The 12,863-nt window shown below is 73.3% G+C and carries 12 protein-coding genes and 1 riboswitch; of the genes, 5 read left to right on the forward strand and 7 right to left on the reverse strand.

Annotated elements, in window-relative coordinates:
* Positions 1 to 2 precede the first annotated feature (2 nt).
* Positions 3 to 1,238 carry a cytochrome P450 gene (locus ACZ5GT_RS29380; protein WP_469031989.1) on the reverse strand — a complete coding sequence of 412 codons (1,236 nt, stop codon included), beginning with the start codon at positions 1,236 to 1,238 and terminating at the stop codon, positions 3 to 5.
* Positions 1,239 to 1,507: 269 nt separating this feature from the next.
* Here ACZ5GT_RS29380 and ACZ5GT_RS29385 point away from each other — a divergent pair, with 269 nt between their 5' ends.
* Together ACZ5GT_RS29385 and ACZ5GT_RS29390 are read left to right on the forward strand one after the other, a co-directional pair.
* The gene (locus ACZ5GT_RS29385) at positions 1,508 to 2,677 is read left to right on the forward strand and encodes a steroid 3-ketoacyl-CoA thiolase (RefSeq protein WP_469031992.1); all 1,170 of its coding nucleotides are present in this window, start codon (positions 1,508 to 1,510) and stop codon (positions 2,675 to 2,677) included.
* A 42-nt stretch (positions 2,678 to 2,719) separates the two neighbouring features.
* Positions 2,720 to 2,965, forward strand: coding sequence for a hypothetical protein (locus tag ACZ5GT_RS29390; protein WP_469031995.1), 246 nt, complete (start codon positions 2,720 to 2,722; stop codon positions 2,963 to 2,965).
* A 121-nt stretch (positions 2,966 to 3,086) separates the two neighbouring features.
* Here ACZ5GT_RS29390 and ACZ5GT_RS29395 read toward each other — a convergent pair whose 3' ends face one another.
* From ACZ5GT_RS29395 to ACZ5GT_RS29420, 6 genes are all read right to left on the reverse strand, one after another.
* Positions 3,087 to 3,938 carry an ECF transporter S component gene (locus ACZ5GT_RS29395; RefSeq protein WP_469031998.1) on the reverse strand — a complete coding sequence of 284 codons (852 nt, stop codon included), beginning with the start codon at positions 3,936 to 3,938 and terminating at the stop codon, positions 3,087 to 3,089.
* Complete coding sequence (locus tag ACZ5GT_RS29400; protein ID WP_469032001.1) at positions 3,935 to 5,647, reverse strand: ABC transporter ATP-binding protein; 1,713 nt, start codon at positions 5,645 to 5,647, stop codon at positions 3,935 to 3,937. Before ACZ5GT_RS29400 ends, ACZ5GT_RS29395 begins: the two co-directional genes overlap by 4 nt.
* Before the next feature lie 30 nt (positions 5,648 to 5,677).
* Entirely contained in the window at positions 5,678 to 6,796 is a 1,119-nt protein-coding gene (locus ACZ5GT_RS29405) for an energy-coupling factor transporter transmembrane component T (protein WP_469032005.1), read from the reverse strand.
* Positions 6,786 to 7,445: an SCO2322 family protein gene (locus ACZ5GT_RS29410; protein WP_469032008.1), complete on the reverse strand. Its 660-nt coding sequence runs from the start codon at positions 7,443 to 7,445 to the stop codon at positions 6,786 to 6,788. The genes ACZ5GT_RS29405 and ACZ5GT_RS29410 overlap by 11 nt, the downstream gene beginning before the upstream one ends.
* Positions 7,442 to 8,680: a prenyltransferase/squalene oxidase repeat-containing protein gene (locus tag ACZ5GT_RS29415; protein ID WP_469032011.1), complete on the reverse strand. Its 1,239-nt coding sequence runs from the start codon at positions 8,678 to 8,680 to the stop codon at positions 7,442 to 7,444. Before ACZ5GT_RS29415 ends, ACZ5GT_RS29410 begins: the two co-directional genes overlap by 4 nt.
* 120 nt (positions 8,681 to 8,800) lie before the next feature.
* Positions 8,801 to 8,930, reverse strand: a riboswitch (cobalamin riboswitch).
* A 71-nt stretch (positions 8,931 to 9,001) separates the two neighbouring features.
* Positions 9,002 to 10,039, reverse strand: coding sequence for an MBL fold metallo-hydrolase (locus ACZ5GT_RS29420; RefSeq protein ID WP_469032013.1), 1,038 nt, complete (start codon positions 10,037 to 10,039; stop codon positions 9,002 to 9,004).
* Between the two features lie 145 nt (positions 10,040 to 10,184).
* On the opposite strand from ACZ5GT_RS29420, the gene ACZ5GT_RS29425 reads away from it, so the two are divergent.
* The 3 genes from ACZ5GT_RS29425 to ACZ5GT_RS29435 all read left to right on the forward strand — a co-directional run bounded on the left by ACZ5GT_RS29425 (position 10,185) and on the right by ACZ5GT_RS29435 (position 12,863).
* Positions 10,185 to 11,642, forward strand: a complete 1,458-nt coding sequence (locus ACZ5GT_RS29425; RefSeq protein WP_469032014.1) for an aldehyde dehydrogenase — start codon at positions 10,185 to 10,187, stop codon at positions 11,640 to 11,642.
* A gap of 6 nt (positions 11,643 to 11,648) precedes the next feature.
* Positions 11,649 to 11,882, forward strand: coding sequence for a ferredoxin (locus ACZ5GT_RS29430; RefSeq protein ID WP_469032017.1), 234 nt, complete (start codon positions 11,649 to 11,651; stop codon positions 11,880 to 11,882).
* Between the two features lie 336 nt (positions 11,883 to 12,218).
* Positions 12,219 to 12,863 carry a dihydrofolate reductase family protein gene (locus tag ACZ5GT_RS29435; protein WP_469032100.1) on the forward strand — a complete coding sequence of 215 codons (645 nt, stop codon included), beginning with the start codon at positions 12,219 to 12,221 and terminating at the stop codon, positions 12,861 to 12,863.

The raw sequence follows: 12,863 nt of genomic DNA on the forward strand, positions 1-12,863 counted from the left end.
GGTCAGCCCGCTTGGACGCCTAGTTCCTTCACGCCGTTGATCCAGGAGGAGCGCAGCCGGCGCGGCTCGCCGGCCAGGGTGAGGTTCGGCAGGGCGCCGGCGATCGCGTCGAAGATGAGGTCGATCTCCAGTACGGCCAGGGACTTGCCGAGGCAGAAGTGCGGGCCGCCGCCGCCGAAGCCGAGGTGCGGGTTGGGGTCGCGGGTGATGTCGAAGGCGTCGGGGTCGTCGAAGACGTCGGGGTCGTGGTTGGCGGAGGCGTAGAAGAGGCCGACCCGGTCGCCCTTCCTGATCCGCTTGCCGCCGAGTTCGGTGTCCTGGGTGGCGGTGCGCTGGAAGGCGTTGACCGGGGTCGCCCAGCGGACGATCTCCTCCGCCGCCGTCGCCGGGCGCTCACGTTTGTACAGCTCCCACTGGTCCGGATGGGTGAGGAAGGCGTGCATGCCGTGGGTGATGGCGTTGCGGGTGGTCTCGTTTCCGGCCACGGCCAGCATCAGCACGAAGAAGCCGAACTCGTCGGAGCTGAGACTGCCCTCGTCCTCGGCCGCCACCAGCGTCGTCACGATGTCCTTCGCCGGGCACTGCTTGCGGTCGGCGGCCATGTTCATGGCGTAGGCGATGAGCTCGGTGGCCGACTCGGTGCCGACCTCCTCGGTGATGGCGTACTCGGGGTCGTCGTAGGCGATCATCTTGTTGGACCAGTCGAAGATCTTGGCCCGGTCGTCCTGCGGGATGCCGATGAGCTCGGCGATCGCCTGCAGGGGCAGCTCGCAGGCGACCTCGGTGACGAAGTCGAACGGGCCCGGGCGGGCCTCGGCGGCGCGTGCGATGGCGCCGGCGCGGGCGCGCAGCCGGTCCTGGAGGGCGCGGATGGCGCGCGGGGTGAACACGCGCTGCACGATCTGGCGCACCCTGGTGTGTTCCGGGGGGTCCATGTTCAGCAGAATGAGCCGCTGGGCGTCGATCGCGTCGCGCTCGATGTGCTCGTTGAAGCGGATGATCGCCGTGTTGAGGGTGGAGGAGAACAACTCCGGGTGAGTGGAGACGTACTTGACGTCGGCGTGCCGGGTCACGGCCCAGTAGCCCTCGTCCCGGAAGCCGGCCACGTTGCCCGGCTGCGGGATCCAGCGCACCGGTTCGGCCCGGCGCAGTTCCGCGAACTCCGGCAGGGGCACGCGCTGGTGCAGCACATCGGGGTCGGTGAAGTCGAACCCGTCGGGGAGCGCTGGACAGGGCATCGGCAACTCACTCCAGCCATCTGACGGACCATCAGGAATTGCGGTGAAGGTAATAACGGGTTCTACAACTGGCAAGGGGTGCGGCGCCGTCAATTGCGTGCGGGATCCGTGCAGATCTGCAGATCAAGACATCGGGCGCTGCACGACCCTTGCGGGGGCGCGTGCGACGTCAGCACACTGCCCTTAGAACTAGAACGCGTACTAGTTCTGCGTGGCGGGTGGGCCGGGACGCCCCCCTCGCGCGGACCGGAGGAGAGGATCAACCCCCCATGGCCGCGGAACCCGTGATCGTCGAAGCCGTACGCACCCCCATCGGCAAGCGCGGCGGCGCGCTCGCCAACCTGCACCCCGCCTACCTGCTGGGCGAGACCTACCGTGAACTCCTCGGCCGCACCGGCATACCCGCCGACTGCGTCGAGCAGATCGTCGGCGGCACCGTCACGCACGCCGGCGAGCAGTCCATGAACCCCGCGCGCACGGCGTGGCTGGCCATGGGGCTGCCCTACGAGACCGCGGCGACGACGGTCGACTGCCAGTGCGGGTCCTCGCAGCAGGCGGCGCACATGGTGGCCAACATGGTCGCCACGGGCGTGATCGACGTCGGCATCTCGTGCGGCGTCGAGGCGATGTCGCGGGTGCCGCTGGGCTCGGGCTCGAAGCACGGGCCGGGCAAGCCGTTCCCCGACGAGTGGCACGTCGACCTGCCGAACCAGTTCGAGGCGGCGGAGCGGATCGCCCGCCGGCGCGGCCTGACCCGGGAGAACGTCGACTCGCTCGGTCTGATCTCGCAGGAGCGGGCCGCCGTGGCCTGGTCCGAGGAGCGGTTCAAGAAGGAGACGTTCGCCGTCCAGGTCCCGACCACCGAGGAGGAGCAGCAGGCCGGTCAGGGCATGTGGCGTCTCGTCGACCGCGACGAGGGGCTGCGCGACACGTCCCTCGAGGTGCTGGCGCGCCTCAAGCCGGTGATGCCCACGGCCGTCCACACGGCCGGCAACTCGTCGCAGATCAGCGACGGCGCGGCGGCCATCATGTGGGCCTCGAAACGGATGGCCCGGGCGCTGAAGCTGCGGCCGCGGGCGCGGATCGTGGCCCAGGCCCTCGTGGGCGCCGACCCGCACTTCCACCTCGACGGTCCCATCGACGCGACGCGCGCGGTGCTCGGCAAGGCGGGCATGTCGCTGAAGGACATCGACGTCGTCGAGATCAACGAGGCCTTCGCCTCCGTGGTGCTGAGCTGGGCCCAGGTCTTCGAACAGGACCTCCAGAAGGTGAACGTCAACGGCGGCGCGATCGCGCTCGGGCACCCCGTCGGCGCGACCGGAGCACGGCTGATCACCACCGCCCTCCATGAACTGGAGCGCACCGACAAGGAGTTCGCGCTGGTGACGATGTGCGCCGGCGGCGGCCTGGCCACCGGGACGATCCTCCAGCGGCTGTGATAACCGCTTGCCGGGGTTGACGCGAACTGATCAACTTGGCCGGTGCTGATCAACGTGATCCTCCGCGTCCTGCCCTTCTACATCCGCGAACCCGTCATGGTCGCCGTCTGCCTCGGCTTCGCAGGCCTGGCCCTCTACTGGTTCGTCATGGTGGGAGGCCTGGCCAGGGGCGGCTTCGGCCTGCTGTTCCTGGCGATCGCCGTGCTGCGCGCCCACATGTTCCGCAAGGAGTGGAGAGCCCACAGAGCGGCGAAGGCGAAGGAGGGCGGTGTCCCGCAGCAGGCGTAGTCCCCGACCCGGTCGCTCTCGTCCCGGGGGCGCCGAGGCCGGGGCCCCGGCCGGCCGGGGCGCGGTGTATCCAGGTCCACCGTGGGCGCGGGGGAGGGGGCGGGGCTGCCGTAGCGGGAGTTCAGGTACCGCAGGCCCCACTTGATCTGCGTTCACCGTTCGGGGGCGCCTCGAAGGTGACCGCGGTCTCGAACGCCGCCCGGCGAGTGGCTCTGCGCAGTGCCCTGAGCACGGCCGGGCCCAGGGTGAGCGTCAGCACCACGGTGACCACGGCCCGGCCCATGTCCCAGCCCAGGGACGTGGCCGCACAGTAGGCGACGAAGCGGGCCAGGTTGGCGGGGACGGCCGCGTGCGGGTCGAAGGCGATGCCCGAGGCGAGCGCGCCCATGAAGGGCCAGCCGGCGAGGTTCATGATCGTGCCGTAGGCGAACGCGGCGAGGAAGCCGTAGGCGGCGAGGAGGGCGGTCTCGCCCCGGCCGCGCAGCCGGTCCGGACCCGGCAGCAGGCCCGCCCCCATGGTGAACCAGCCCATCGCCAGCATCTGGAACGGCATCCACGGGCCCACCCCGCCGGTGAGCAGCGCCGACGCGAACATCGTGAGCGAGCCGAGGGTGAAGCCGAACCCGGGGCCCAGCACCCGGCCGCTGAGCACCATCAGGAAGAACATCGGCTCGATCCCGGCGGTTCCGGCGCCGATCGGACGCAGTGCTGCGCCGGCCGCCGCGAGCACCCCGAGCATGGCCACGGCCTTCGGCCCGAGCCCCGACTCGGCGATCGTCGCGGCGACGACGGCGACCAGCAGCACCAGCAGCCCGGCGAAGAGCCACGGGGCGTCCTGGGCGTGGGCGCCGAGCTGCGAGTCGGGCGGGGCGAGGAACGGCCAGCCGAAGCCGGCCACCCCCACGGCGCCGACCAGGACGAGGGCGGCGACGGAACGGGGGCCCAGGCGGACCGCTCTGGCCTGTGCGGTCATCCCAGCGCCTCCACTGTCTCCAGCGCCTCCCGCACCTGGGCGACCGTCAGCCACTCCTGCGGGGCGAGGATCTTGGTGACCTGCGGGGCGAAGGAGGGGGAGGAGACGACGACCTCCGCGGTCGGACCGTCCGCGATCACCTCGCCCTCGGCGAGCAGGACCACCCGGTGGGCGAGCTCGGCTGCGAGTTCGACGTCGTGCGTGGCGAGGACGATCGCGTGGCCCTCGGCGGCCAGGGCGCGGAGCAGGGTGACGAGGCGGGCCTTGGCCGCGTAGTCCAGGCCCCGGGTCGGCTCGTCGAGCAGCAGCAGGGGCGGGCGCGCGGTCAGCACGACGGCGAGCGCGAGCGTGAGGCGCTGGCCCTCCGACAGGTCGCGCGGGTGGGTGTCGTCGGATATGCCGGGGAGCAGCTCGGAGACCAGGGCGCGGCAGGTGCCGGGGTCGGCGTGGGCGTCCCGGTCGGCGGCGGCGCACTCGGCCCCGACCGTGTCGGCGTACAGCAGGTCACGGGGTTCCTGGGGGACCAGGCCGACCCGGCGCACGAGGTCGGCGGGGGGCGTGCGGTGCGGGGGCACGCCGCCGGTCAGCACCGAGCCGGTGGTCGGGGCGACGAGGCCGACGAGGGCGCCGAGGAGGGTGGACTTGCCCGCGCCGTTGCGGCCCATCAGGGCGATGGTCTCGCCGGGGGCGACGGTGAGGTCGATCCGGCGAAGGGCGTCCACCCGGGCCCGGCGGACCGAGAGGGAGCGGACTTCGGCGACGGTGGGCGCGGTGAGCGCCGTGACAGCGGGGGCGCGGTGCCTGCGGAAGGCCGGCCGCCACCGGCCGGCGGGGGCCGGGCGAGGGGGCGGCACGCTCGCCGGCGCCTGCGGGGTGACCCCGGGCCGCGCCCGTCGGGACAGCCGCTCCCGGAGGTCACCGGCCCGGCGCCGCGCGTCCCGCACCGTCAGCGGCAGCGGGGACCAGCCGGCCAGGCGTCCCAGCTCCACGACCGGCGGACACACCGGCGACACGGCCATCACTCCGGCCGGGTCGCCGAGCACCGGGGGCGCTCCGGGGGCGGGGAGCAGGGCGACCTGGTCGGCGTACTGGATGACGCGTTCCAGGCGGTGTTCCGCCATCAGGACCGTCGTGCCGAGGTCGTGGACGAGGCGTTGCAGGACCGCGAGGACCTCTTCCGCGGCCGCCGGGTCGAGGGCCGAGGTCGGTTCGTCGAGGACCAGCACCCTGGGGTGCGGGGTGAGGACCGAGCCGATGGCGACGCGCTGCTGCTGGCCGCCGGAGAGGGTGGCGATCGGGCGGTCGCGGAGGCCGGCCAGCCCGAGCAGGTCGAGGGTCTCCTCCACGCGGCGCCGCATCACCGCCGGCGGCAGGCCCAACGACTCCATGCCGTAGGCGAGTTCGTCCTCGACGGTGTCGGTGACGAAGTGCGAGAGCGGATCCTGCCCCACCGTGCCCACCACGTCCGCGAGTTCGCGCGGCTTGTGCGTGCGGGTGTCGCGGCCCGCGACCGTGACGCGGCCGCGCAGCGTGCCGCCCGTGAAGTGCGGCACCAGGCCGCTGACCGTGCCGAGGACCGTGGACTTGCCGACCCCCGACGGGCCCACCAGCAGCACCAGTTCGCCCTCCGGGACCTCGAAGTCCACGCCGCGGACGGTCGGTTCGGACGCGCCGTCGTACGTCACGGAGACATCCTCGAAGCGGATCACGGCGACTCCTCGATCACGGCGACTCCTCGATCACGGCGACTCCTCGGTCACGACGGCTCCTTGATCACGGCGACCCCGCGGGGACGACGGCTCCCTGGGGGCGACGAACGACGGCAGCAGGCCGAGCAGTACGGCCGCCGCGGGCCACAGCGGCAGGGCGGGGGCGACCAGCGGGACGACGCCGGGGTGCAGCGCCTCCGGGTCGCCGGCGGCGGCGAGGGTGAGCAGCGCGGCCACCGCGGCCCCGGAGCCCGCGACCAGCCAGGCGCGGACGTCCCACCGGTCCGGACGGTACCGGGTGCGCGGGCTGCGGCGGCCGCCCAGCCGCAGCCCGGCCAGGGCCGCGGCGGTCCCGGCGAGCAGCAGCGGCAGCCCGTAGGCGCCGCCCGCGGCGGTCAGCAGCCCGTATGTTCCGGCGCAGACGCCGAGCAGGCCGCCGAGGGTGAGGGCGGCGGTGGTGCGGCGCACGGCGGGCGGGACCTCGGCGGTGCGGCCGTAGCCGCGGGCGTCCATCGCGGCGGCGAGCGCGACGGACCGCTCCAACGCGCCCTCCAGCACGGGCAGTCCGACGTGCAGCAGGCCGCGGACGCCGCTGTCGGGACGGCCGCGCAGCCGGCGGGCGGCGCGCAGGCGCTGGACGTCGGCGATGAGGTTCGGCGCGAAGGTCAGGGCGACGACCACCGCGACGCCCGTCTCGTACAGGGCGCCCGGGAGGGACTTCAGCAGGCGGGACGGGTTGGCGAGGGCGTTCGCGGCGCCCACGCAGATCAGCAGCGCGGCCAGTTTCAGGCCGTCGTAGCAGGCGAAGACGAGTGACTCGGCGGTGACCTCGCCGCCCAGCCGGACGCCCTGCGCCCAGTGCGGCAGGGGGACTTCGGGGAGGGCGACGATCACGTGCGTGCCGGGGACCGGGGAGCCGAGGGCGACGGCGAAGAAGAGGCGGACGCCGAGGACGGCGAGCGCCAGCTTGACGAACGCGGAGTAGGAGCGTGCCCAGGGTGCCTCGGTGCGGCAGACGGCGACGACGTAGGCGGACGTCGCGACGAGGAGGCCGAGCAGCAGGGGGTTGGTGGTGCGGGTGGCCGCGGTGCCCAGACCGAGCGACCACAGCCACCAGGCGCCCGGGTGCAGCGAGGGCTTACCCGCCATGCCCGCGTCGCCGGGTCTGCCACACCGCCGCCGCGCCCAGCAGCACGACCGCTCCGGCACCGGCGAACAGCCCCACCGACGGGCCGCCGCCGTCCGTGCCGTCGTTCTCGCCCGTCTTGTCCGCCGCCGTGCCCGCCGCCGGCTTCTTCGCGCCGGCGATCTGTTCCCCGCACCCCTTGTGCGGATACCCGGCGATCGCGCACAGCAGGGCGTTGGTGTCGTAGCGCAGCGGCTTCGCCACCGAGGCCAGGGCGTCCGCCGTGGTGGCGTCGGCCGGCACCCGCGCGCAGGCGGTACGGCCGGCCGGCGGCGTCTCGCCGGACGGGGCGTCGGCGGCCGTGCCGAAGTCGAGGACGAGAGCCACCCGCTTCTCGCCCTCCCGTGCCGGAGTCCGCGCGCAGATCGTCGAGAAGGAGGTGGTCCCGCGCGGCTTCGCCGCGTCGCCCGAGTCCTCGCTCACCGAGAAGCGGAAGCCCTGGACGTCGCCGTCGGAGGGGCGGGTGGTGGCGGGGCCCTGGGTGGCGTAGGTCCACCGGCCGGACTCCGACTCCCAGAAGGACCAGTAGCGGTAGCCGGTGGCCCGGGCCTGGCCGGTGGCGGCCAGGGCGAGCAGCACGGTGGTCAGCAGGACGGCGAGACGGCGTGTCACGGCTGCTGCCTCTTGCCGCGGCCGCTGAGCAGGAAGCCGATGCCGATGCCGGCGACGAGGAACACGCCGACGATCCACCAGACGCCGAAGCCGGAGTCGTCCTTCTTGCCGGCCTCGGCGGAGTCGGCCTTGGCCGGCTGGGCCTTGGCGGAGGCCGGGACGGACGCCGGCGTGGGGCCGGTGGCGTTCAGGAGCCCGACCAGGTCCTGGCCGCCGAAGTCGCGGACGTCGCCGGATGCCGCGTTCGCGGCCAGGATCAGCTCCGCGTAGGCGGCCGGTCCGCTCGCCCGCGCCCACTGCGCCGAGTTCGCCTCCAGCCAGCGCACGGCGCCGGCCGCCTTGTCGCCCTGGCCCGCGGTGGCGAGGGCGAGGACGGCGTCGGCGGTGTTGCCGTAGTCGGGCTGGGGCTTGGCGCCGGGCATGGCCGAGGTCAGGTGGTGGCCCTTGGCCAGCGTCTTGATGAGGTACGCGGCGCCGTTGCGCGCGGCCTGCCCGGGATCGCTCGCGTCCGCGCAGGCCGGGGCGGTGCCCGTCGGCTTCGCGGCGGCCCCGGTCAGGCCCTTGCCGAGGGCGCCGACCACGGCCGCGGCCGTCGCGTCCGCGTTGGCGGCGAGCGTGCCCTTCTTGTCCGGCTGGTAGGCGAAGGCGCCCGCGTCCTTCGCGTCGCACGGGAGGGCGAGCTTCAGCAGGGCGTCGTAGGGGGACTTGCCGCCCTTGGTCACCCGCGCGGGCTGCTCACCCACGGCGGCGAGGGCGCCGATGACGACGGACGTCGAGTTGGCGTCGCTCGCCCCGCCCGGTGCGTAGCCCCAGCCGCCGTCCTTGTTCTGCGCGGACTTCAGCCAGGCGACCGCCTTGCCGGTGGCGGCGTCGTGGCCGCCGAGGGCGGCGAGGGCCTGGACGGCGGCGGCCGTGCTGTTCGTGTCGACCACGACCTTGGCGTCGCAGGCCTTGGTGGCATCCGCGCGGAACGGTGCGTAGGCGCCGTTCGCGCACTGCTGGCCGACCAGCCAGTCCACCGCCTTCGCCGCCGGGCGCACGCCCACGGTGTCCTGCGCGAGCAGCGCCAGCGACTGGCGCCAGACGCCGTCGTACTTCGGGTCCGAGGAGCCGTACAGGCCGTCGGGTATCGCCGCCGACGGGGACGGCGACGAGGTCGCTGCGACGGCGGGCGCGGCCGTGCCGATCACGGCGGTGGCTGCCAGGGCCGCGGCGGTGCGGCGGACGACGTTCATGCTCGGCGGGTGCCTTCCCCTATGGGAGCGGGCAGCACGGGACACCCCGGGCGGCTCGGCTCCGTATGCCTCGACGGTGCCGTACGCCGGCGGACCGCCGACGCACCTGAGCCGGTCACGACCGTACGGGGCAGTCCGGCTGGCCGCCCTCGGCGGGCGGTTCACGGTTGCGGGTCAGCGCCGGAATTGCACCGGCTTCCCCCCGTACGGGTGTGATGACGACCCGGCTACTGTACCGGCCCGTAGGAACGCCCTGAGCGGCGGCTGTGAGTGGCCCCCGTCACCCCGGCCCAGTCTCTCCATGGGGCCACGAGTACGTGTTCATACGTGCCCCACGGCCACGTACGCCACCGGGTCGCTCCCCGCCACCGCCTCCGCCCGGCCCAGCTTCACCAGCCGCCGCAGGTGGGCCTCGGCCTCCGAGACCGCGATGTTCCTCGATGCGTGGGGAATCTCGTCCCAGGGCCGGTTCCACTCCATGCGCTCGGCGAGCTGCCAGGGCGTGAGCGGTTCGGCGAGCAGGGCGCGCAGACCGGCGAGCCGTGTCTCGTGGTGCGCCAGCAACTCCCGTACGCGGGCGGGGGCGTCGGTGAAGGCGTGCTGGTGGGCCGGGAGCACCTCGGCGGGGGCGAGCCGGCCGACGCGTTCGAGGGAGTCGAGGTAGTCGCCGAGGGGATCGGTGACTGTGGTGTCCTCGGGATCCTCGTACAGGCCGATGTGCGGGGTGATCTCCGGGAGCAGGTGGTCGCCGGAGAACAGGCGGCCGCGGCCCGGCAGTCGGGCCGGGTGCTCCTCCTCCAGGTGCAGGCAGACGTGGCCGGGGGTGTGCCCCGGCGTCCAGATCGCGCGCAGCCGGCGGCCGGGCAGGTCGAGTAGCTCGCCGGGGACGATCTCGCGGTCCGGCAGGGCGGGGGAGAAGCCCGGGAGGGCGGTGCGGGGGACTGCGGCGCGCAGCGGCGCGACGTGCTCCTCGGGGGCGCCGGCGGCGGTGAGCTTGGCCGCCATGTAGGCGAACCAGCGGCCCGGACGAGTGTCCCGGGTGCGCCGCACGACGGCGGTGTCCGCGGCGTGCATGGCGATCCACGCGCCGGACGCCTCCCGCACCCTGCCCGACAGGCCGTGGTGGTCGGGGTGGTGGTGGGTGATGACCACCCCGTGGATCTCGCCGACGGCCGTGCCGCACGCGGTCAGGCCCTCGGCGAGGGCGTCCCAGGAGCCGGGGTCGTCCCAGCCGGTGTCGATCAGCACCGGGCCGCGGTCGGTGTCGACGACGTGCACGAGCGTGTGTCCGAGGGGATTGTCCGGGATGGGGACCTCGACGGACCGTACGCCACCGCCGTGGTCGTGCACCTGCGCCATGGGCCGCCCCGTCCTGGTCGCTCGTCGACTGACCCCGCTGCGAAGCCATTGCCCACTATAACTAGAACTGGTATCAGTTCCTGGAGCGGTTCCTGATTATGCGTCAGAAACGGTACCGGCCCGACCCCGTAGGAGGCAGTCGGTCATGACCGAGCTCGTGGAACACGGACAGCTGTTCATCGGCGGGGAGTTGACCGATCCCCTGGGCGAGGACGTCATCGAGGTGATCTCGCCGCACACGGAGCAGGTCCTCGGGCGGGTGCCGCACGCCTCGGCGGCGGACGTGGACCGGGCGGTCGCGGTGGCGCGGACGGCGTTCGACGATGGCCCCTGGCCGCGGACGACCCTCGACGAGCGGATCGCGGTGGTCACCCGCATCAAGGACGGGATCGCGGCACGGCACGAGGAGATCGCCCGCGTGATCTCGTCCGAGAACGGCTCGCCGTACTCCTGGAGCGTCCTCGCGCAGGCGCTCGGCGCGATGATGGTGTGGGACGCGGCGATCAAGGTCGCCCGGGACTTCCGGTACGAGGAGACACGCGACGGCGTGCTCGGCAGGATCCTGGTGCGCCGCGAGCCGGTCGGGGTGGTGGCGGCCGTGGTGCCGTGGAACGTTCCGCAGTTCGTGGCCGCCGCCAAGCTCGCGCCGGCCCTGCTCACCGGCTGCACGGTGATCCTCAAACCGTCGCCGGAGTCGCCGCTGGACGCCTACATCCTCGCCGGGATCGCCCGCGAGGCCGGGCTGCCCGAGGGCGTCCTGTCCGTCCTGCCCGCCGACCGCGAGGTCAGCGAGTACCTGGTCGGCCACCCGGGCGTCGACAAGGTGTCCTTCACCGGCTCGGTCGCGGCGGGCAAGCGGGTGATGGAGGTGGCCTCCCGCAACCTGACCCGGGTGACCCTGGAGCTGGGCGGCAAGTCGGCGGCGGTCGTCCTGCCGGACGCGGACCTGGAGACGTCCGTCGCGGGCATCGTCCCGGCGGCCTGGATGAACAACGGCCAGGCGTGCGTGGCCCAGACCCGCATCCTGGTGCCCCGCTCCCGCTACGACGAGTTCGCCGACGCCTTCGCCGCCGCCGCGAGCGCGCTGGTGGTCGGCGACCCGCTGGACCCGGCGACCCAGGTCGGCCCGCTGGTGGCCCGGCGCCAGCAGCAGCGCAACCTCGACTACATCCGCATCGGCCAGGAGGAGGGCGCCAAGATCCTCACCGGCGGCGGCCGCCCGGCGGGCCTGGACCGCGGCTGGTACGTCGAGCCGACGCTGTTCGGCGACGTCGACAACTCCATGCGGATCGCCCGCGAGGAGATCTTCGGTCCGGTCATCTGCCTGCTGCCGTACGGCGACGAGGCCGAGGCCCTGAAGATCGCGAACGACTCGGACTACGGGCTGTCCGGCAGCGTCTGGACGGCGGACGTGGCCCACGGCATCGAGGTCGCGCGGCGGGTCCGTACCGGCACCTACTCCGTCAACACCTTCAGCCTGGACATGCTCGGCCCGTTCGGCGGCTACAAGAACTCCGGTCTGGGGCGGGAGTTCGGGCCCGAGGGCTACGGCGAATACCTCGAGCACAAGATGATCCACCTGCCGGCCGGCTGGGAGGCGTGAGCGGGGATGGGTGACCGCTGGCACGTCGACGTCGACCGCTCCCTGTGCATCGGCTCCGCCCAGTGCGTCCACCAGGCCCCTGACGGCTTCCGCCTCGACGCGGGCCGCCAGTCCCACCCCGTCGAGCCGGACGCCGACGCCGACGAGCGGGTACTGGCGGCGGCGGAGAACTGCCCGGTGGAGGCGATCGTGATCACCCTGCTGGGCAGCGGCGAGCCGGTGTTCCCGCCGGAGGAGTGAGGAGCGGGGACGGCGGGGCGGGCGCGGCGGGGCGGCGGGGCGGGCGCCGGACGGATCCGATGCGGTGCCGCGCGCGCCGGTGCGGGCCGGCGAGCGGTCAGGGGCGGTGGGCGCGTGCCCGGGACGGCGCCGCTAGTGCTCTGACCGCGTACGTTCACCGGGTTGGTATGGGAGCGATTGGATGGGCGGTGACGTCCGGTGCGACGCATGGGCCGCTTCCTGACACGCCTTGGAAAAAAGTTGCGGGCCGCTGTCGATCCGGCCACGTCCCGTTCGACGTCATGATGTGCGGCGCCTCGCCGCGCGACGACGCGACAGGACCTGACGAGGACACACGTGGATCAACTGCTGAGAGTCATGAACTTCAACGTCTCGAGTGATGGAATCGGTGCTGGTGAGCACCAGAGTCTCGAGCGGCCGTTCGGCCACGACCATCCCGAGAGGCTGTTCGCCTGGGCCGGAGCCACGGCGAGCTGGCCCATGCGCACGGATCCCGGAGGGAGCCGGGGCCTCGACGACTACTTCACGCGAGACTTCACGCGCAACATCGGTGCCGAGATCATGGGCCGCAACAAGTTCGGGCCCCAACGCGGGCCCTGGCAGGACCACGAGTGGCGCGGCTGGTGGGGTGAGGAACCCCCTTTCCACACACCGGTGTTCGTCATGACGCACCACGAGCGTCCGTCGTTCACGCTCTCCGACACCACGTTCCACTTCGTCGACGGCGACCCGGCCACGGTCCTGCAACGGGCGCGGGAAGCGGCACAGGGCAAGGACGTCCGACTCGGCGGCGGGGTCACCACCGTCCGGCAGTTCCTCGACGCCGGCCTCGTCGACACCATGCACGTGGCGGTAGCGCCGGTGAAGCTCGGATCCGGACTGCGGCTCTGGGAGTCCCCCGATGAACTGCTCGACCGCTTCCACCTGGAGGTCGTACCCAGCCCGAGCGGCGTGACGCACCACCTGTTCTGGCGAAGGTGA

Source organism: Streptomyces sp. NPDC031340 (genome assembly GCF_055569945.1).

What these genes read in the sequence shown, in the direction of transcription:
- ACZ5GT_RS29380 (WP_469031989.1), bottom strand. Translation starts at nt 1,238, where the DNA reads ATGCCCTGTCCAGCGCTCCCCGACGGGTTCGACTTCACCGACCCCGAT.
- ACZ5GT_RS29385 (WP_469031992.1), top strand. Translation starts at nt 1,508, where the DNA reads ATGGCCGCGGAACCCGTGATCGTCGAAGCCGTACGCACCCCCATCGGC.
- ACZ5GT_RS29395 (WP_469031998.1), bottom strand. Translation starts at nt 3,938, where the DNA reads ATGACCGCACAGGCCAGAGCGGTCCGCCTGGGCCCCCGTTCCGTCGCC.
- ACZ5GT_RS29405 (WP_469032005.1), bottom strand. Translation starts at nt 6,796, where the DNA reads ATGGCGGGTAAGCCCTCGCTGCACCCGGGCGCCTGGTGGCTGTGGTCG.
- ACZ5GT_RS29415 (WP_469032011.1), bottom strand. Translation starts at nt 8,680, where the DNA reads ATGAACGTCGTCCGCCGCACCGCCGCGGCCCTGGCAGCCACCGCCGTG.
- ACZ5GT_RS29420 (WP_469032013.1), bottom strand. Translation starts at nt 10,039, where the DNA reads ATGGCGCAGGTGCACGACCACGGCGGTGGCGTACGGTCCGTCGAGGTC.
- ACZ5GT_RS29425 (WP_469032014.1), top strand. Translation starts at nt 10,185, where the DNA reads ATGACCGAGCTCGTGGAACACGGACAGCTGTTCATCGGCGGGGAGTTG.
- ACZ5GT_RS29430 (WP_469032017.1), top strand. Translation starts at nt 11,649, where the DNA reads ATGGGTGACCGCTGGCACGTCGACGTCGACCGCTCCCTGTGCATCGGC.